Here is a 19,192-nt window from a genome sequence, read left to right as displayed (position 1 = left end):
TATAAATATTATATCGTTTTAAATAAATGAAACTAATAATTCAAATATTTTTATTATTTTCCATATTAAATTTTAATGCCTTTTCAGGAGAGTCAGGCGATCTACCAGGTAAAGAAATAAAAGAGACTGAAGAAATATTTGACGACAAACCAATCGAAGAAGAAAAAGAAGGTATGGATGTTTCAGGTATAAATGAACTATTAGAACCAAAAAATACTGAAATTACCCTTCCAAAAAATAGATTAGAACAAATTTTTGATCAATATTTCTTAGCCAAAATTAATGAAGAAGACATTTTTATTATAGGAGAGTGTGAAAAAAATATTGAAAACGGGAACTGTTTTGTTGTTGAGCCTTCTCAAACATCAAACCATTTTAATAATTATTATTTTTATACCAATTCACAAGATCAAGTTTATTCAATAATTGTTTTTAATGATAAAAAACAAGGTGACCTAAATAAATGTAAAGAAAAAATAAGTTTGTGGAAAGATTATTTCAATAATTTTGATTTCATAGAAAAAGAGCCGAATGACAATTCTTTAAACTTTGTATTAACAGATGCGCCACAACAGAATAGTCTTGAAATATTTGCCTCTTGTTACACAGAACAATATAGAGATATTACCTCAAGTTTTAGTATAAAATTTCATAAAAACATTTAATGAAATTTATTTTCATTGTTTTGCTAATTAGCTTGAATATAAATTTTGCCTATGGCTCAAAAAATCATAATTCAGACAATAGAGAATTTTATGACAATAGAACTAAATTTATTAAATCTTATATTGAAGATTTAAAGAAGAAAAAAAAATTAAATAATAAATTTAAAGGCTCAGTAGTTGAGACTGTATGGGGAAAAATATATACGAGGTTAGGTACCGACACCCAAGCAAATATTGATAAGGCAGCTTTGGCAGATTGTGAAAAAGATGGCGGTGTAGATTGTCTTGTCAGGTTTAGATCGTTAAAAAAAAATCCAAAATATAATAGATACGCAAGATATTATTCATCAAAAAACTCACTGAAAGTTTTAGATGAATTTTTTCCCTCGAAAAAAGTATATTCAACTAATGGTATAGATATACTGATTGCTACTAAAGATTTTAAAAATAAGAAAAATTTTATTTGTACTAAAAGTACCTCAAATTTTAGAGATGAATTAAATGTTTTAAGAAAAGAAATTGAATTATATCCAGTTTCTTTTTTAAAAAATTCAGGACTTAAATACGTTATGATTTGTGAAAAGATTAGTGATAATGGAGTTGTTCCTGTTGGAGTAGCACCAGGACACTTTGATCAATCTCCTGGAGTTTTTTATATTAATATCAGCGAGGTTAATTCTTTCAAAAAAAAAGAAAAAGTTGGAATTATCAAACATGTTTTTCACCATGAATTTTATCATGTGATTGATACTGCATTAACAAAAATATACCTAGATGATGAATGGAACAAATTAAATAAACAAAATTATTCAGACGAATTGTTAATTGACAGAAACGTTATTGATAACACTGTTAAGGGTTATATTTCTAAATATGCAAGAAATAATTCTGCAGAAGATAAAGCAGAATTATTTTCTTTTATGATTTCACAACATAAGAAATTCAAAAAAACACTAGCTAATGATGAAATACTTCTCAAAAAATCGAAACTTATGATTAAACGACTAAAGGGTATTTCAAAAGAAATTGATAAAAATTTTTGGAAAAAGTTAAATTAAGATTTTCGCAGTTCTGTAATGTTTTTAACTAATTCAAGACAGTCTTTTTCTACTCTAGAAAATACTTCTGACCAATCACCTTGGACTTTTTGTCTATAAATTCTAACATTATCATACCAAATTGTTTCATCTTTAGAGTTTAACCATCTCCAATCAGATACCTTAGGCAGCAATAACCAAGTTTGAGTTCCAAGAGAACCTGCTAAATGTGCTATCGAAGTGTCTGTTGTAATCACAAGATCTAAATACTTAATAATAGCAGCTGTGTCTAAAAATTTTTTAGTTCCTGTATCCATTAACAAATCATAATTGATAATATTTCCCTCAAGTTTGAATTTTTCAATATCAGAAACTGCAGCACCTTTTTGAAGACTTATGAAAGTTGCATCTGGATTTTTAACAATATTATTAAATCTATCCAAAGTAACAGTGTTACTAGCCACTCTTGGATTTAAATTACTTCCTTGCCAATTCAGTCCAATTTTCACATTGTCATTTACAGCAATTAAGGTTTCCCATTCTAATAATTTATTATCATTTATTTTTAGAGCTGCTGGAAATGGGCAATTACTACTTAAATCAGGTGTTAATAAATAAACTAAATTTTGCAGTGGCACCCAGTATTCAAAATCTTCATAATTATTATTAAGATCAATTAGCTCTTCAATATAAAGCATATCTTCAAATAAATGGTGCAATTCTTCTTGGCATTTAAAGATTATTTTACAGTTAAGTTGACTTAGTATTTCAAGATATCTTGAGAATTGCAAAGTATTCCCCAAACCATCTTCAGCAACAACTAATATTTTTTTGTTTTCAATATTTTGTCCGTTCCAAATTTGATTTTTTTTATGAAGAATGTTTTTAAAATTCTTATCTTCATAAATTCTATTGTTGTACTCTTTAAATCCTTCATCAAAGTTTGACATAGATAATAGAGTAGTACCAAGATTAACCCTAGATCTGTAAAAATTTGGATTTATTTGAATTGTCTTTCTAAACATTTCAATAGCTTCAGAATATTTCCCAGCATTTAATAGAGTGTTTGCAAAATTAAAATGAACTATATGTGATTGAGGTTCAGCTTTAACCGCTCTTTGATGGCTTATAATTGCATCTTCATATTTATGCTGAAGATAAAACAAATTTCCCAAGTTACTTAAAATGAAATGGTTACTTGGGTTATTTATCAAACCTTGCTGGTAAACCTTGATAGCTTCTTCATATTTTTGTTCTTGCTTATACAAAGTTGCAAGACTTAAATAAGCTTTTATCTCTTTAGGATCTATTTTTATAGCTGCCTTATAACAATCAATAGCTTTTTCTAAATTTTTACTTTGCTCATAAACTAAACCTAAGCTTAAATATCCAGGTATATATTCAGGATCATGTGCCAATAAATTTGTTAAAATCTTCTCCGCTACTGGAATGTTATTTAATAAAAAAATATTTGTACCTAATCTATTCAGTGCTTTTGGGTCAAAATTTCTATCCAGTGATGAAAAATAATACCAAAGAGATTTATCAAAATTATTTTGCTTATAGTGAATGTCACCAATTAAATTATAAATCTCGTGGTTATTTGGATCTTGTTTTAAAAGATTAAATGCATTTTGTTCGGCAAGACCATACTGCCTGTTATCTAATAATTGATAATTTTTTCTAATATTTTGTGCTACTAAAGATTTATTCATTTTTTAACGAATCACTTTAATAGATAATATATCTTTAGATCATATTATAAAAGAGTGAACCTAGCTTAGGATATAAGCCAGCAGCAATAACAATAAAACATCCGTATGGTATTTGAAAATTTTTATCTTTTTTATAGATGTAAATAATTAAAATCCCAACTAATGCACCAACAAGTGCCGAGCTTGCTAAAATTAAATAAATTGATTTTATACCAAGCCATGCACCAACCATTAAAAATAACATTGCATCACCAAGACCCATTCCTTCAATTTTTCTAATTTTAAAAAATAAATAACGAATTATAAAAATAACTAGATATCCAACCACACCACCAATAACAGACTCGTAAATACTCGCCTCAAAAGGATTAAGATTAAAAAAAGATAATAATAACCCAATTACAGATATTGGAATTGTAATATTAATTAATATTACATAATACTTAAAGTCCGTAAAAAAAATAATGATCAATGAAGAATAAAAAATTATATAACCAAGAAACTCAAAACTTAATCCATATAACTTATAAGAGTAAACGAAAAGAACTGCAGTAAACAACTCTACAATCAAATAACTAATACTAATTTTATTTTTACAATTTCTACATTTACCTAAATTCAAAATATAAGAAACAATTGGTATATTTAGATAAAAGGGAATTTTATATTTACAATTTATGCAAAAAGAATTCTTTGAAACAATATCTAGATCATTTGGTAGTCTGTAAATACAAACATTATAAAAGCTTCCAAAAATCCCACCAATAATAAACAGGAGTATGGAAAACACTTATCTTTTAAATTTTATTTTATCGTCCTCACCACCATCATCATCTCTTCTAATGCTTGGCTGTGTTTCTTCAGTTTCTTGGTTAGTTTGCTCAGGCTGAGGCTCTTCACTAGGTGCAAGGTCTACGTTTTCACTTGCTTGAGGTTCAGGCTCAGGTGCAGTTTCTGGTTCAGGGCTATCTTCAAGAGCGTTCTGGCCAGTTGTACTTTTGATTTTAAAAAATTTATCTAAGTGAGCTAATTGTATAACTTTCATTACCTCATTACTAACATCTGTTAAGAAAAATTCTTTTGAATTACTTTTAGATAGTTGCATACCTTCTACCAGTGCCGCTATCCCTGATGAGTCAATATATTTCACTTTTGAAAGCTGTATTTCTATAGTTTTTACTTGATCAATAAGCTGCTTTATATTTTCTCTCACCATAGGTGACTTATCTAAATCAATTTCATCAGAAAGGAATAATTTACCTACGGTACCGTCGATTTTTTGTTCGATAGACATATGGTCTTTTTTATATTATTAATTTTAAATTACAACATATGATTATCGACTGTATTTGTGGAAAAAAGAAGTTCAGGCTAGCAGATGACGCCATGCCGGCAGAGGGCTCTAAAGTAAGATGCGGTTCGTGTTCAGAAGTGTGGTATTATCATCCCGATCAAGGAAATTCACCCGCTACTGACGAAACCTTAGATTACCAAAATCAAGAAACACAGATCGAGCAATCAAATAATGACAATTTTCCAAATGAAACTGATTACGAGGATCCTGTTTCTAATACCAAAGAGGAACCGCCAATAGAAGACGATGAAGAATTATTATCAACCATAGATGAAGATGAAATTGCTAAAGAAGCAGATAAAGACATAAACGAAAAAACATCTGGTTTTAAAATTTTTACTGACGAAGATGATGACCTTCCGTCTAAGGAGGAGATGGATAAAAATTTAGATAATTTGAAAATTGAAAGAGATAAAAATTTAAATTTTTTCCAAAAACTTTTTAAAAAAGATCACATGCGTGATGCAGCCAAAGCAATTGAGAAAAAAAAGGAAGTTGCATATTCAGAAGAAAATCAAAAAGTAGATGTTGCAAGAAGAACTAGACTATTATTTTATTTGCTAATTCTTTTAACTTTAGTTTTTTCAGTGTTTATTGTACCTATGAGGGAGGATATTGGTATGGCCTTTCCATTCATGAAAAGTTACTTAGATTTTTTAGTACCAGTTTATGAATATATAAGAGTGCCTTTAGGTTTTAACTAATTATTTTCTTTTTCAGCTTTAGCTTTAGCTTTTTCAGCTAATTTTTCTTCTTCTTTTTGAAACTTTTCAATGATTTTAGCTTTATCTTTGAGTAATTTTTCTTTACCAGGAAAAACATAAACACCAATTTTTCCTTCTGCAATTACTTTATTAGAGTTTGGATTTTCTCTCATAATTGTTTCTTCAATAATGTTTAGTTTAAAGTTAGTTTCAGCAATTTTGTTCTTTAAAAAAGTTAAGTTTTCAAATGTACTTAAAAATTGATATTCTATATAATTTATCGCATATACTTTACCAAGACGATCTCCATCAACTTCATTTAAACTATTAATTTGAACATTAAACTCATTAGCCATTCCTGATATTGAATTTTTAAAATTTTGAAATTCAGTTGGTGACATAAAATTCATTATCTCTTTAGCATAATTGTATTCTGCTCTATTAACTTCTTTTCCAACTTTGGCCATCTCCAGTACAATTGTATCAGACTCCTCCTGAACACTAGTTGATCCACTAATTAAATTACTTTGGTTGGAAAGTTGTAAAGATGTGTAAATTTCACTGATTACAAAAACTAAAAAAGAAAATACCATTACTGTAAATCCAACAACAACAAATTTAGATTTATCTTTGATCGATTCGTCTTCTACGGTTTTTGATTTATTTTTGTTAGATCCAAACATTATAATTTTTTACTATCATTAGCAGGTTTGATAAACTGTTAATGATTCGTACTTTAAATTTATTATATGAAAAAAAGCCCAAATTACATCAAAAAAACTCTAGATGAAATTAAGCTTGAATTACTAAAAGACAAAAAACTTCAATTATCAAGACAGATATATATTCAAAAGTTAAAAGAAATATTCACTGATCAAGTAATTGATCTTAATGATAGTTTACAAACAAGAATGTCTTCGACTGGCACAGACAAAACTGTAGCCATAAGCAACGAAGAAATATCGTCAAAGCCATCACCTAAGAAAAGTATTAACAACAAAGCACAAAAAGTTATTTTTTTAAATAACGAGGTATTAGATCAAAATATTAACGCTATTGATGAAGCCAACAATGATCTATTAAATATAAGTGAAAATATCATTGAATTAAAAGACGAGGTTTCAAATAATAAAAATCAAAAAATTATAGAATTAATTGAAGAGGTAGAAAATATTATCAATTTAACTGATGAAGTTGCCGAAAAGGTGACTTTAGCTAAGAAAGATGAGAACGAAATAGTTCTCAATGAAGAATATGTACAAGACAAAATTTCTCAAGTTCCATCTTTTTCAAATGAACAACTTGAACTCTTAAATAATAAGATCAATGATTTAGATCTTAATAGCTCTGAATTAACTGAAAAATTAGATGAGATATTAAATCAAAAAAATCTTTTTTCAGAAAAGTTTAATGATGAGCTTGATATTAAATTAACTGAGGCATTAAATAGATCTGAAGAAAACTTAGAGAGCAAACTAAATAATATTAACGATACTTATCATCAAGAATTTTCTAAATACGAAGATGAGGCCAATAAAAACTTTGCAAATTTAGAAGATCAAATTGGTCAACTTAATAATCAATTTGACAATATACAAACTAATATAAATTCAATTTCCTCAAAAATAGATGAAAATTTAACACAATTTAATAGCCCTCAAAAACTAGAGGAAAACTTAAATTTAGAGAAACAGTTTGAGGAAAAAATTAGTGACTTAAAAGATTATAATTTAAAAATTGAAAACTCATTAAACAATCTAAACAATAAAATAGATGAAACATTAGATAAAATTACCATTTATAAAAACGAAGCTTCTGAAAAAATTAATGATTTAAATCAAAAAGTTCAAAATTTAGAACCAGAGTTAATAAACAAAATTGAAGAAAGACAAAAAAATAAAACAGAGTCCGAAAAGCTGCAAGATAAATTTGATCAGATGTCAAAAATTATGGATATGCAAAATATGAGAATGTTACAAATGTATCATTCTTCGGAACTTCAAAATAGCCACTCTATACTTCAAAAAAATATGGAGACAAAAGCAGCTCAATCAAATCAAAATAACATGAGCCCAGAATTAATTTCTGAGGAACTAAAAAAAGAAGTATTTCCTAAAATTCAAAAAGAAATGGATAAACAGTTTGATTTATTAAAAGAACAATTATCTGAATATGAAATTAAAAGCGTTCTAGATAAAATCGGTTCGACTGATTTAAATAGAGAATTTAAAAGGCCAACAAAAAAATTTACAAATTTATTTGATGCTAAAAAATATGTTAAAAATTCAATTTCAAAAAAATCAAGAGATTGGATAAAGAATAATGATTTAGCAATAGATGAAATAGCCAAAAAATTGTTAGATAAATAATTTTTTCAACAAACTTGTTAAGTAAAATTGAATTAGAATAACTAAAATTTTAAAACTCATTTTACTTTCGCTTTCATAACGTCTATTAAAATCGATATAAACATCTTTAGTTTTTAACTTATCTTTTGAGTTAATTAAAATATCGGCTAAAATTTTAAATCCTTTTCCAAAATAATGTTTCTTATTTTTTTTATAAAGTTGTTTTTTAAATAAAAAAAAACCACTCATCGGATCAGTTGTTTTGATATTAAAAATTTTAAAAAAGAAAATTAGAATTACAGACGCAAAACGTCTGAATTCTGATAAACCCTTATTTTTTCCCGATGTAAGCTTTCTTGCACCAACAACAACATCACTATCATTGCTAAATACCTTTAGCATTAATGGTATGTACTTTGGATTATGTTGCAAATCTGCATCCATGATTAATATATTTGGGTACTTCGATTTTTCAATTCCATCAAAACAAGATTGTGTGAGATCTCTATCTTTTTTTCTTAACAGGGGATTAAAAAACTTATATTTTTTTGAAAGAGCTAATAAAACAGTTTTACTTTGATCAACTGAGTTATCATCAACAAAAATTATTTCAAATTTTATATTTCTTAGATTTTCAATTATTCTTTTAGTAAGTGGTTTAATGTTTTTTTCCTCATTTAAGGCTGGAATAACTATGCTAATTTTGTTTTTCATTATATTCCGCTTCAGCGAGAATGTTTTTAGCAGTTTCTCTTAAAAATGGGTTAATATTTATTGCTTCTTCAAATAGTTTTGCTGCATCATCAGGTAAACTTAACTTTTTTAAGGTTAATGCTGCATTAAATAAGGCTGTTGCGTGTAAAGGGTTTACAATATTTGCAGCCTTAAAATTATCTAATGCTTCTTCATATCTTTCTAAATTAAAATATATTTTCCCTAATTCAAAATGCAAATCATCTATACTTGGATCAAGAAATGTTACCGTTTTATTTTCACTTTTCATTTCTTTTTTAATTTCATCATATTTTTCAAAAATATTTAAAATTTCAGTTTCTGCTTTAGTATATTTTTTGTTTAAATTATAAAAAATTGCCAGTCTAAATCTTGTTGGTGGATTGTCTTTATAGTATTTATCAAGTTCTTTTTCAAAAAAATCAATTCCTTTATCATTTTCTTCAAAAGTATAATATTTCAGAAATTCCATAATCGCTAACTCAAATGATGGATCAACCTGATAAAATTGATAAAGGTTGAACTTATATTTTTTTGGGTCATCAACGAATATTGCATTAGTCATTTCTGTCGAAAAAGCATATCGATGAACATTTCTAGGACTATTTTCATCAATTTGGTTCATGAATACAGTATTGCTAACATAAACTTTACTTCTATCATTCAGAATAAATATAAATAACAATAAAATTATTATCAGAGACCCTCTTACAAAAAGTATTTTTTGAAAGTTATCATTAAATTTTTTTATAAACCAAGCTGAAATAATTACAAATCCCACAATTGAAGAATATTGATATCTCTCTGCTAAATTAGAAATTAAAGGAAATCCTTTTTCTATTAAACCAAACAAAACTGGTAATGCTAAACTAGCATAAACCCAAAGAATACCAATTAGTAAATATGGATCTTTTTTTTTTAAAAAAATAAAAAAAGAATAAATTGTAAATATCAGAAAAATAATTGATAAAAATATTGATAACTTTAAATCATAATTGTCAGCATATACATAGATATGCTCATAGGGAAAAAACAAGCCAATTAAATAAAATTTAAATGATGTAAAGAAATGAAATATAAAATCACTTAGATCATTTATAAAATAGATTTTATTTGATACAGTAAATATATTTCTTAAATAATAATAGATTAAAAAAATTAAAATTAATAATAAAAATATTTTAATGTTTTTATTTAAATTCTTTCTTAATTCTGATTTATAATAATTTACTAAAAAAATAGAAAGTGGTATAAGGCCTACAAAAAATACTGCCATTAATTTTGAACACAAAGAAAAGAAAAATAAGAGAGAAATAAATAAAAAATTTATTTTTTTTTCATTTTCAAAATAGCTCAAACTATAAATAAAAGTTAATAATCCAAAAAATAAAGCCAAACTTTCATTACGGGTCGTGATATTAAATATTACTTGTGAAGCTATTGGATGAAATAAAAAAATTAATGAGTTTAAATAGATTAAAATGTTTAATTTAAAATCATTCTCTATTTTAAAAATTTTTTTTAAAAGCAAATAAACAAAAAAAGAATTTGTTACATGCAAAAAGATGTTTGTGAATTTTGCAATTTTAGCATTTGTAATTTCAATACCATTAAAGTTGAATAAGAATGTTAAAAAATTATCTAATTCGTGTGTGAGAAAATATATTGGATAAAAATGAAATTTTGCATAAAAGAAACTTGAAATTAATTTTGCATCTCCAGGAGATTTAGTAAATTTATCAACCAACATGAAGTCATCAAAAGTTCTTCCATATTCTAAAGTTTTACCAAATAGAAAAATAAAGAGGCCAAACGAAATTATATAGGCCAAATATTCAAATATTTTTAATTGAGTCTTGTTTAATTTCATCATCAAATCAAATAGCCTTAATTTAAGAAAATGGTACAAAAAACACAATAAAAGTGTTCACAAAACATACTGGAATTCTTTAAAATTGATTAAAATTAATCATTTACATCAACCAAATTATTGATAGATAAGCTCTTATATATATATATAATTTTAATAATAAAGGATCATAATTATGAAAAAAGCACTTCAAAAAGGTTTCTCACTTGTAGAGCTTTTGGTTGTTGTAGCAATCATTGGTGTACTAGCGGGTGTTGGAATCGTGGGGTATCAAAGTTATACAGATTCTGCAAAAAGCAGAGTTGCAATAGCTAATTTTGGTTCAGTAAAGAGATTTATTGAAACAGAATTAACATTGTTAAATAACAATATTCAAACTGTATCTGGTGCACTTAGCGCTGGAACATCATGTGCAACAGCTGACTTAGCGCCATACACTGTTTACAGTAAAACAATGGGTGACTTTGTAGAAGGTCTAACATGTTATTTTGCTACAAACGGTTATGGAAATGCATTTAAAAATCCATATGATGCAGCAGGTAAAAACCAAGTTGTATATAACTCAGCAGCTGCTGATGTTAAGAAAGGTCAAATTAACGTTAAATTCTTAGCAGGAACTGATAGTTCAGCTGGTGGAGCGTCTATTCCAGATGCGTCTCAAACAGGAGCTAATATTGCTGCTGGTGATACTTCTGGTTGGTTTGTAGTAGAATATTTCACTGCAGATGGAACAGCTGGTTCTACAAATGAATACAAAGGTAAAGTATTCCAATTAAAATAATTTAATTTAATTTTTTAAAAAAACCCCTTTTAAATTTTTAAGAGGGGTTTTTTTTTATTTTAAGACCTAGGTATATAATTACATAAACCACACAAATCATAAAAAAAATTAAACTCAAATAGTTAAATAAAATTTGAATTTTTAATTGCTTAAATGCAAAAGGTTTATAGTTTAGAAAATTTTCTAATTTTTGTTTATCATTTATTTTGAAAAAAAAATCTTTCTCACAATTGTTATCTTCTGGGTTTAAATAACATGATGGATTAATAAAATTTAAATTTTTACCTACTTCTAGTAACGGATCACCTTCAAAAAAATAAACCTTTCTACCTTTCCATGTTTCAGATAATTTTGCGTTATTATCTAGAACATATTCATCTTTTCGGTATGAAAAAACTAGATTTTTTACAATCGGTTTTAAAGCTTCTAAATCGTAACCAAATATTGAGAAATAACAAAATTGCATAGATTTATTATCTAAAAAAAAGAAATGTGGATTAGGTCCAATATATTTAGAGTTTTTGTCTAAAATCGAAAAAACTTTATCAATCTTAAATTTTTCAATATTATCTTTTGTGATTTTTGCATTTAGTAGTCCGCCAAAATAATTTTGAGAAAATACTCTGTATAATTCATTTCTATCAAACAAGAGATTCTGACTTATTACAATTGCTGTAAAAACTATTGTTACAAGTTTTATTCTTTTAAAAGAAATTCTTTCAAAAAGAATAGCTGAACCTATAGTAAAAATTAATATTAATGGAGCTAATAACCTGATTGTAATCCAATCTGTTGTTAAAAATGGAATTTTGCTAATTAATGAACCTAAAAAGGTATTTTGAAAATTAATAAGAATTAAGATTATAATGCTGAGAATTAAAATAAACCAAAATGAAAAATTTAATTTATTTGTTACAAATTTAATTTTCTTTTTGGTGTTACTGATTTTGACAAGGTAAATAATAAATATAATTATGGGTATTATTGAAACATTAAAAGTTAATTCCATCACATTAAGACGCCCAATAACATCTGCTACATCAACAGGTAAATTTTTATCAGGAAATAAAAAAAAAGATTTAATAAAAAAATTAAAAAAACTAATTATCGAATTAAAAAAAATTGGTTCAACGTCTCTTGATATATTTTCAACAAACGAATAAGCAGCATAAATTTTAGAGGAAGATACTATTAAACCAATTAATACACTGGTACTGATAATATATATTATCTTTAAATTTTTCTTATAAATTAGATGAATTAAAGTTATAAAAGAAACAGAAATTAATATTTCCAATATAATTCTTGTTCCACCGCTATGCATCATCAGAGCAAAAATTAAAGAGGAAACAAGAACATAAAAAAGAAATTCATATTTCCTCTGTATTTTATCCAATGATAAAGCCGATACATAAAAAAACATTGGTACCAAAGCAAATAAACCCCAAGAATGATGACCAGATAGATAGTGAAAAACAAAATAATTATTGAACAAAAAAATAGTACCACCAATTAGTGATGAATAATAAGAAAGCTTAAATATTTTCCTCAATAATAGTAAAGTTCCTACAAAGGCGCACAATGAATACAGAGTAAAAGTAATTTTTATAGTTGTGAGTGGTTTTAAGAATAAGAATATAAATTGTATCGGAGAGTAAAATTCTGATTGTGGATTAGAATAATAGGGTGCACCACAACAAATATGTGGTGAAAACCAAGGAATTGATAATCCATTTTTTAAAAACCATATCTTACCAACAGTTAATCTTGATAGAATGCTTTGCCAATCGTAGTGAAACGATCCAATGTTTAGATAAGATAAAAAAATAATCTGATGTAAAAAGAAAATAAGCAACGCCAGTAAAACAAAAGAAATTTTCGTAATTATTTTTTTATTATCTGTTAAAAATTGCATATTTTAAAATTTGCAGATTTGTTTTGAAAAAATACATATATGAGACTTTAAAACTTTTACTAAATTTAAATTTTTCATAAAGATCAAATAGTTGACTGAACTTCTGCTTTTCATCTTCATTTAAATTTTTATAAATTTCTTGATGAGTCATCAAATTTAGTGAAATTTTGTTTCTATTTTTTAAAGTATTAAAAAATAATTTATATAAAATATCTTTAGAATAAATAAATTTAGCTACTTTAAACAAATAGAACATTATCATAATAAACAAAACAATTAGTAAAATTTTTTTATAGATATCAATTTTAGATAATTTTTCTTTAATGAAATTTTGTCTTGATTTTTCATCATATTGTAAAAAGCTATTTGTCCATAAGTAATTTATGTAATCAAAGTATAAACCAAATTTATTTATTTTTATTTCATTTGTGTTAGTTGATGTTTGAGAACTAGATGTAGTGCTATCAAAATTTGCATTGTTTGAATTTAATATGTTCTTAATTGGAACAGATAATGTTGGATCATAATGTATCCATTTACCTTCAATAAATACTTCTACCCATGAATGTGCATCTTGTTGTTTAAAGGTATAAAAATCTCCAAGATCATTATAAGACCCGCCATAGTATCCAGTTACTATCCTTGATGGAATGCCAACAATTCTCGCTAGTATAGCAAACGTACCAGCATAATATTCACAATAACCAGTTTTAGTTTCAAAGAAAAACTTTTCATAATTATTTCCCAGTGAAGCTGGTGTTAAGCTATAATAAAAATCATTTTCTTTAAATTCATTAAGAATTTTATCTAAATAATCTTTATCATTTGTTGAATTTAAATATTTTTCATTTGCCCAAGACTTTAATTTAGGAGATATGTTTTTAGGCAAAAGTGTATAGTAATTAATTATTTTGTTTTCATATAAAATTTTTCTTTTTTCTGAAGAAAGTTTAAAAGATTTTTTATTATTTAAAATTTTATTTAGCTTAATTGTATCATTTATATAATTGAAATTAAGATCTTGGTTTTCAAAAGAGTATCCTGATAGTTTTGGTATCCAATTTTTTTCATGAGGAAACATTAGAAGATTAGCAGTAACCTCTTTTTCATCATTATTTTGTTTTATCTTAAAATTATCTTTGAACATAGAAAGTAATATTTTATAATCTGTATTAAGCCAATCTTTGCTTGAACTAAGATTATCAAATATTTTCACTCTAAAATAATATTTTTGATTTATATTTTTATTTGCATCAGTGAATATAAAAACATTTTCATCACTATCTGAAATATCTTGAAATGATCCTAAGCTTATTTTTTCAGGAATTCCTAATTGATTTTTTTTAGTTTCAAAAAGTTTTATATTCAGTTCTGCTCTTGGAAAAATAAAATAAACCACAGCAATTATTGGAAAAATACTCAATGCAAAAATAAAATATTTAGCAAGATTTTTGATATTCAATTTAAGAATTTTAACTTGATTTAAAGAGTAGAGATGAATTATTGAAAGAATTACAATTGCAAATGATAACAAAGAACTTATCAAATCTTGTCCATAAACTAATGAACTTATTGCTAAGAACACACAACTGTAACTAAAAAAATAATGATGATCTTTATTTTCTATTTCCGAATATTTAAGAAATATTAAGGCAAGTATCAAATTTATAAAATATTCCTTTGATAGTGTTTGATCACTTAAAACAAAGAGAATGTAAATAGATGTTATTGCTAATATCGAACTTGGGATTTTTTTATATCTATATTTAAAGTTTTTTTGAAAAACGGAAAATAAAAATAAAAGAAAAAAAAATACATTACTTACCAAATCAACTTCCGTAAATATTAGTAAATAGCTAAGTAATAATATTAATAATGAATTAAAATTGTAATTTAATAAATTAATTCTAGACATTTGCTAAATAAGTTAGGAGTTTATTTCTGTGCTCTAATGAACAGGCAATAGGAGATAAAAATTCTTTATTTTTTAATAAAAACGGCTTTTTTAACTTATAAAAGTACTCAATTAAATAACTTGCGTATGAAAGCTTCTTTTCCAAGTTATCTGATTTTAATTTTTGTAGATCAATAGTTACATGTTGTAAATTATTAGAAAATTTAAATTTTTTTTCGTAAAGTTTTTTTCTAATAGATGAATGTTTCCATGAAATTTTTGATAAGTTTGTATTTTCTCGTATTTCTTCTATTTTATCAAATTCATAATCAAAACCCTCATCAGTGTTAAGTTGGTATAATTCATCAAAAACTTCATTAGAAGGTTTAATTGGTTCAGGAAAAATTGTAAGACTTTCATGAAAAGATACACTTGTAAAAGTATTTATTATACCAAATGGAAATTTAGAATTTATATTTAAGATAGGTGTTTGAGTAATTCCTCTTTTTTCAAACTTATGTTTTAAATTTACAGAAGTCTTATCTTGTATATCTTTGTTTATACTTTTTTTATCAATTCCAATATTGATATTTAACCTTTCTCTATTTTGCTTTTCCTCAATTTGATAATCAAGATCAATTATTTTTTTTGCAGGATAGAGTTTGTTATTTATTGAAATTTTTAAATTCAATAAGTTTTGATAAGAAATCAAAATAGAAATAAAATATATAAAAAATAATATAATTGATAAGAGTAAAGCAAAATTATTTTGATAAAAAATTGCAACTGCAAAACAAAAGAAAATAAGAGCTGCAATTTGAAACCCCCTAAAACTTGGAAAGATGTATAAATTTTTTCTATTAATTACATTTTTATTTGATAGTGATTTTTTTAAAATAATTTTTTTCCAAAAATTATTTATCATCAGGAAGAGGAACTTTATTTAATATTTCATTGTTTATGAAATTAAAGAATTCATTTTTTTCAACTATATTTAATCTGTGTCTTAAAACATATGGCACTACATCTTTGATCTCTTGATAGGTAACATATTCACTTGAATTAATTAAGCATAATGATTTAGCAAGATTAATTGTTTGTTTAAGGCATCTTGGTGAAATATGAGTATTATTATAATTGTCCTTTATATATTCAGAAATATTATCTAGATATTCAAGTACGTTATCATTAATATTAATCTTACTTATTTGTTCTATACTATTTTCAAATTTAAATTCAGATTTAATGAGAATATTTTCATTTTTGGATTTTAACATTTCAATTCTTTGATTTTTATCTAATTCTTCTAAAGAAAATGAAATAGTGAATCTATCTAACTGAGATTCTGGTAATAAAGAAGTTCCAGATAAATCAGAAGGGTTTTGAGTGGCAATGACTGAAAATGGGTTTGGCAATTCAAAAGTTTCTTTATCTATTGTAACTGTTTTTTCTTCCATAGACTCTAAAAAAGCACTTTGTGTTTTTGGACTGGCTCTATTTAGCTCGTCAGCAAGAACAATATTAGTGAATATTGGACCTTTATTTATTATGAATTCATCATTTTTTAAATAAGTGTAACCAACTATATCACTTGGAAGTAAATCAGATGTGAATTGTATTCTCTTAAATTTTAAATTCATCGCAGAAGTTAATGATTTTGCAAATGTCGTTTTGCCAGTACCTGGAAGATCCTCAATTAATATATGCCCACCACTTAATATAGTTGCTAAAGAAATTTTTATTTTGAAATCATTTCCAATAACCTTTTTTTGAATAGCTTGAATTAAATTTTTATACATTTATTTATTTGAATTGATTAATGAGTGATGCATTTAGTAATGCCTGATATATCAAAATTATAAAAATTGTGAATTGTTTTGTTATGATATAGAAAACACCTAAATATGAGTAATATTGAGTATGAAGGGTGGGAATTAGAGCATTTTGATAATTCTTATAATTTTAGAAATTATCAAAATGAATTATTAATACACCACCTAAAAGGTCGTGTAGCTGAAGTTGGACCTGGAAATGGTGAGAATTTAAGGATTTATAAAGATAAAGCAGATGAAATAGAATTATTTGAACCATCAAAACCATTATTTGAAAAACTTAAATCAAAATATGTTAATGAAAAAAAATTTATTATCAAAAATGAGTTTTTTTCGTTAAGAGAAAATTTGTATGATACGATAGTTTATCTTGATGTTTTAGAGCATATTCAAAATGATCATCAGGAGATAGTTAAAATCTTCAATTCATTAAAATCAGGTGGCAAATTAATAATAAATGTTCCAGCATTTCAGCATTTGTATTCTGATTTTGATAAAGATGTGGGTCATTTTAGAAGATACAATAAAAAAACATTACTTAATCTTTTTACAAATTTAAATTATTCATCCTATGAATTTAAATATTACGACTGTATTGGATATTTGTTATCTTTAATGTCAAAACTTTTTACTAAAAATTATAAAAATAATTTTAATCTAAAAGTAAAAATATGGAATTATTTGATACCTATATCAAAAAAACTTGATAAGTTGATTTTTCATTTATTTGGTAAGTCACTAATATTAATAATCACTAAGAAATAAAAAAATTTACATTATTGTATAGTGCTTTTCTTTTCAAATAATTTTTTTATATAAAAATCGGTTATAACTTTTATATTCATAACTGATTTAAAATGTTTATCATAATTAAAGTTTTCATTTGAATTAAATAACGAAATTCCAAAACCGTATTGATTTATATCTTCTGGTAAAAATCCCATTTCATGTAAAATAGTAGGCGCAATATCAAAATGATTCATTAAGTTTCTAGTAAAAATATTTTTTGTATTAATTTTAAAATATAAATTTCTTTCCTCATTGTTGTTGCTTATAATATCATATTTATTGTGAGCTAAATGATCACCCATGATTAAAACAATTGTATCACTTAAAACACTCTCTTTTTTTAAATCATCAAGAAAATTTTTTATTAAAATACTTGTACATTTATAAGCGTTATATGCTCTTGTTTTCATATATGAGTCATTTAATTGTTCTAAAATTTCATAAGTTTTATCATTATCAAATTTTTTATTTAGTGAATTTTTACATGTTGGAGATGTAATAAATGGTGGATGAGTATCAGTCGTTTTAATTACAACATTGAAATGATCATTGTTTTTTTTTAGTTGTAATATTTTTTCTTTTGCTAAATTAAACATTAAATCGTCAAAAACACCGTCCCCCCAGGAATTTTTTGCATTTGGAAATCTCTGCCTTATTTTATGATTATCATATATTTTGTAATGATGGTTTTCTAAAAACAAGTTTGATCTGTGAAAAGTTTTGTCTACTGTCATAAAATGAAATTGCTTATAATTAAAATCATTTAAAACATCACTTAAACATCTTAATTTTTTTTGATTAAATTCCTTAATTCTTTTTGATATATAAGGATACAAAGGTGTTGAGCATTGACTAGCAAATATACCAGCAATACTAATTGATGTTGCGGGAGATTGCTTAAAGTTAAAAATATTTTTACCGGATAATTTTTCTAATTCTTGTAGTGGATTTTTTTTATTTTTAGGTAAAATATTATTAACATCGTATTCTAATGATTCAAAATAAATTAATATTAAATTTTTTTTTTCTGTTGGTTCGATAAATTTTATATTTTTTGCATCAAAATATAACTTTGAATTAACTTGATATTGTAAAATTGAATAAAAATAATGATGAAATTTAAATTGTATTATAAGAAATAATATACTGTAAAATATGTATATTTTGTAATTTAACAATAAAAATTTAATCATAGGTATAGATTGAACTATAAGAAAAAATTTATTTTTAGAGAAAAAAATTATTTTATATTTCTCTATCAAAATAATGAGCAAAGATGCAAAAAAGAAAGATGTGTTAAGTGTGTATAATAAAAAATTTATTTTATAGCTTAAAGGTAGTGTTTGATAGTCGATAAATATTGAATATACGTTGTAAATTAATTCACTATAAGAAGTTTGATCTCCAAATGTTTTTTTGATCCATAAAGTAAAAAAAAAAATAAAAAAAAATAAGAAAGAGATAATTAAATTTTTTTTTTTGTTAGATAAGATTTGATAAATTTTATTTATCATATATTTTATATTTTTTTAAGTTTTGGCTTATAGGATATATAC

17 protein-coding genes are annotated in these 19,192 nt (G+C 25.0%); 6 read left to right on the top strand and 11 right to left on the bottom strand.

What is annotated here, in order from left to right; translation table 11 throughout:
• Positions 1–26 precede the first annotated feature (26 nt).
• Positions 27–665: a hypothetical protein gene (locus ACTT9U_RS00085; protein ID WP_440931162.1), complete on the top strand. Its 639-nt coding sequence runs from the start codon at positions 27–29 to the stop codon at positions 663–665.
• Positions 665–1,723, top strand: a complete 1,059-nt coding sequence (locus tag ACTT9U_RS00080; protein WP_440931161.1) for a putative zinc-binding metallopeptidase — start codon at positions 665–667, stop codon at positions 1,721–1,723. Before ACTT9U_RS00085 ends, ACTT9U_RS00080 begins: the two co-directional genes overlap by 1 nt.
• Here ACTT9U_RS00080 and ACTT9U_RS00075 read toward each other — a convergent pair.
• Genes ACTT9U_RS00075 through ACTT9U_RS00065 form a run of 3 tightly spaced genes read right to left on the bottom strand, consistent with a single transcriptional unit; the run spans position 1,720 to position 4,711 of the window.
• On the bottom strand, positions 1,720–3,417 hold the full coding sequence (locus ACTT9U_RS00075) for a tetratricopeptide repeat protein (protein ID WP_440931160.1): 1,698 nt from the start codon (positions 3,415–3,417) through the stop codon (positions 1,720–1,722). The genes ACTT9U_RS00080 and ACTT9U_RS00075 overlap by 4 nt on opposite strands.
• A 34-nt stretch (positions 3,418–3,451) precedes the next feature.
• Positions 3,452–4,207 (bottom strand): prepilin peptidase, encoded by a 756-nt coding sequence (locus ACTT9U_RS00070; RefSeq protein ID WP_440931159.1) that lies wholly within the window; start codon positions 4,205–4,207, stop codon positions 3,452–3,454.
• Complete coding sequence (locus ACTT9U_RS00065; protein WP_440931158.1) at positions 4,208–4,711, bottom strand: STAS domain-containing protein; 504 nt, start codon at positions 4,709–4,711, stop codon at positions 4,208–4,210.
• 38 nt (positions 4,712–4,749) lie between these two features.
• On the opposite strand from ACTT9U_RS00065, the gene ACTT9U_RS00060 reads away from it, so the two are divergent.
• Entirely contained in the window at positions 4,750–5,475 is a 726-nt protein-coding gene (locus ACTT9U_RS00060; protein WP_440931157.1) for a zinc-ribbon domain-containing protein, read from the top strand.
• On the opposite strand, the gene ACTT9U_RS00055 is transcribed toward ACTT9U_RS00060, so the two are convergent.
• Positions 5,472–6,158 carry a hypothetical protein gene (locus ACTT9U_RS00055; RefSeq protein WP_440931156.1) on the bottom strand — a complete coding sequence of 229 codons (687 nt, stop codon included), beginning with the start codon at positions 6,156–6,158 and terminating at the stop codon, positions 5,472–5,474. The two genes, ACTT9U_RS00060 and ACTT9U_RS00055, sit on opposite strands and share 4 nt — an antisense overlap.
• A 66-nt stretch (positions 6,159–6,224) precedes the next feature.
• On the opposite strand from ACTT9U_RS00055, the gene ACTT9U_RS00050 reads away from it, so the two are divergent.
• Positions 6,225–7,844, top strand: a complete 1,620-nt coding sequence (locus tag ACTT9U_RS00050) for a hypothetical protein (protein WP_440931155.1) — start codon at positions 6,225–6,227, stop codon at positions 7,842–7,844.
• On the opposite strand, the gene ACTT9U_RS00045 is transcribed toward ACTT9U_RS00050, so the two are convergent.
• Both ACTT9U_RS00045 and ACTT9U_RS00040 read right to left on the bottom strand, forming a co-directional pair.
• The gene (locus ACTT9U_RS00045) at positions 7,833–8,537 is read right to left on the bottom strand and encodes a glycosyltransferase (RefSeq protein WP_440931154.1); all 705 of its coding nucleotides are present in this window, start codon (positions 8,535–8,537) and stop codon (positions 7,833–7,835) included. The two genes, ACTT9U_RS00050 and ACTT9U_RS00045, sit on opposite strands and share 12 nt — an antisense overlap.
• Positions 8,521–10,425, bottom strand: a complete 1,905-nt coding sequence (locus tag ACTT9U_RS00040) for a tetratricopeptide repeat protein (protein ID WP_440931153.1) — start codon at positions 10,423–10,425, stop codon at positions 8,521–8,523. The genes ACTT9U_RS00045 and ACTT9U_RS00040 overlap by 17 nt, the downstream gene beginning before the upstream one ends.
• Positions 10,426–10,600: 175 nt before the next feature.
• On the opposite strand from ACTT9U_RS00040, the gene ACTT9U_RS00035 reads away from it, so the two are divergent.
• Complete coding sequence (locus ACTT9U_RS00035) at positions 10,601–11,206, top strand: pilin (RefSeq protein WP_440931152.1); 606 nt, start codon at positions 10,601–10,603, stop codon at positions 11,204–11,206.
• Between the two features lie 37 nt (positions 11,207–11,243).
• Here the strand turns inward: ACTT9U_RS00035 and ACTT9U_RS00030 are convergent, their stop codons facing one another.
• From ACTT9U_RS00030 to ACTT9U_RS00015, 4 genes are read right to left on the bottom strand one after another with little or no spacing between them, the layout of a single operon-like run.
• Positions 11,244–13,121: a hypothetical protein gene (locus tag ACTT9U_RS00030; protein ID WP_440931151.1), complete on the bottom strand. Its 1,878-nt coding sequence runs from the start codon at positions 13,119–13,121 to the stop codon at positions 11,244–11,246.
• A complete protein-coding gene (locus tag ACTT9U_RS00025; protein WP_440931150.1) occupies positions 13,102–15,036 on the bottom strand; it encodes a transglutaminase-like domain-containing protein in 1,935 nt (644 codons plus the stop codon). Before ACTT9U_RS00025 ends, ACTT9U_RS00030 begins: the two co-directional genes overlap by 20 nt.
• Entirely contained in the window at positions 15,029–15,940 is a 912-nt protein-coding gene (locus tag ACTT9U_RS00020; RefSeq protein WP_440931149.1) for a hypothetical protein, read from the bottom strand. The genes ACTT9U_RS00025 and ACTT9U_RS00020 overlap by 8 nt, the downstream gene beginning before the upstream one ends.
• Positions 15,930–16,814, bottom strand: a complete 885-nt coding sequence (locus ACTT9U_RS00015) for an AAA family ATPase (RefSeq protein ID WP_440931148.1) — start codon at positions 16,812–16,814, stop codon at positions 15,930–15,932. The genes ACTT9U_RS00020 and ACTT9U_RS00015 overlap by 11 nt, the downstream gene beginning before the upstream one ends.
• Before the next feature lie 105 nt (positions 16,815–16,919).
• Between ACTT9U_RS00015 and ACTT9U_RS00010 the strand changes: the two genes are divergently transcribed.
• Positions 16,920–17,612 carry a class I SAM-dependent methyltransferase gene (locus ACTT9U_RS00010; RefSeq protein ID WP_440931147.1) on the top strand — a complete coding sequence of 231 codons (693 nt, stop codon included), beginning with the start codon at positions 16,920–16,922 and terminating at the stop codon, positions 17,610–17,612.
• Positions 17,613–17,623: 11 nt separating this feature from the next.
• Here ACTT9U_RS00010 and ACTT9U_RS00005 read toward each other — a convergent pair whose 3' ends face one another.
• Positions 17,624–19,150 (bottom strand): sulfatase-like hydrolase/transferase, encoded by a 1,527-nt coding sequence (locus ACTT9U_RS00005; RefSeq protein WP_440931146.1) that lies wholly within the window; start codon positions 19,148–19,150, stop codon positions 17,624–17,626.
• Between the last annotated feature and the right edge of the window lie 42 nt (positions 19,151–19,192).

The sequence above is a fragment of the Candidatus Pelagibacter sp. genome, assembly GCF_052049975.1.
Lineage (GTDB): Bacteria > Pseudomonadota > Alphaproteobacteria > Pelagibacterales > Pelagibacteraceae > Pelagibacter.
The sequence above is the reverse complement of the archived record's forward strand: the minus strand, read 5'-3'. Positions and strand labels throughout refer to the sequence as shown.

Excerpts from the sequence above, each read along its gene's own strand:
- ACTT9U_RS00085 (WP_440931162.1), top strand. The coding sequence starts at position 27 with ATGAAACTAATAATTCAAATATTTTTATTATTTTCCATATTAAATTTT.
- ACTT9U_RS00080 (WP_440931161.1), top strand. The coding sequence starts at position 665 with ATGAAATTTATTTTCATTGTTTTGCTAATTAGCTTGAATATAAATTTT.
- ACTT9U_RS00075 (WP_440931160.1), bottom strand. The coding sequence starts at position 3,417 with ATGAATAAATCTTTAGTAGCACAAAATATTAGAAAAAATTATCAATTA.
- ACTT9U_RS00065 (WP_440931158.1), bottom strand. The coding sequence starts at position 4,711 with ATGTCTATCGAACAAAAAATCGACGGTACCGTAGGTAAATTATTCCTT.
- ACTT9U_RS00060 (WP_440931157.1), top strand. The coding sequence starts at position 4,750 with ATGATTATCGACTGTATTTGTGGAAAAAAGAAGTTCAGGCTAGCAGAT.
- ACTT9U_RS00055 (WP_440931156.1), bottom strand. The coding sequence starts at position 6,158 with ATGTTTGGATCTAACAAAAATAAATCAAAAACCGTAGAAGACGAATCG.
- ACTT9U_RS00050 (WP_440931155.1), top strand. The coding sequence starts at position 6,225 with ATGAAAAAAAGCCCAAATTACATCAAAAAAACTCTAGATGAAATTAAG.
- ACTT9U_RS00045 (WP_440931154.1), bottom strand. The coding sequence starts at position 8,537 with ATGAAAAACAAAATTAGCATAGTTATTCCAGCCTTAAATGAGGAAAAA.
- ACTT9U_RS00040 (WP_440931153.1), bottom strand. The coding sequence starts at position 10,425 with ATGAAATTAAACAAGACTCAATTAAAAATATTTGAATATTTGGCCTAT.
- ACTT9U_RS00035 (WP_440931152.1), top strand. The coding sequence starts at position 10,601 with ATGAAAAAAGCACTTCAAAAAGGTTTCTCACTTGTAGAGCTTTTGGTT.
- ACTT9U_RS00030 (WP_440931151.1), bottom strand. The coding sequence starts at position 13,121 with ATGCAATTTTTAACAGATAATAAAAAAATAATTACGAAAATTTCTTTT.
- ACTT9U_RS00025 (WP_440931150.1), bottom strand. The coding sequence starts at position 15,036 with ATGTCTAGAATTAATTTATTAAATTACAATTTTAATTCATTATTAATA.
- ACTT9U_RS00020 (WP_440931149.1), bottom strand. The coding sequence starts at position 15,940 with ATGATAAATAATTTTTGGAAAAAAATTATTTTAAAAAAATCACTATCA.
- ACTT9U_RS00015 (WP_440931148.1), bottom strand. The coding sequence starts at position 16,814 with ATGTATAAAAATTTAATTCAAGCTATTCAAAAAAAGGTTATTGGAAAT.
- ACTT9U_RS00010 (WP_440931147.1), top strand. The coding sequence starts at position 16,920 with ATGAGTAATATTGAGTATGAAGGGTGGGAATTAGAGCATTTTGATAAT.
- ACTT9U_RS00005 (WP_440931146.1), bottom strand. The coding sequence starts at position 19,150 with ATGATAAATAAAATTTATCAAATCTTATCTAACAAAAAAAAAAATTTA.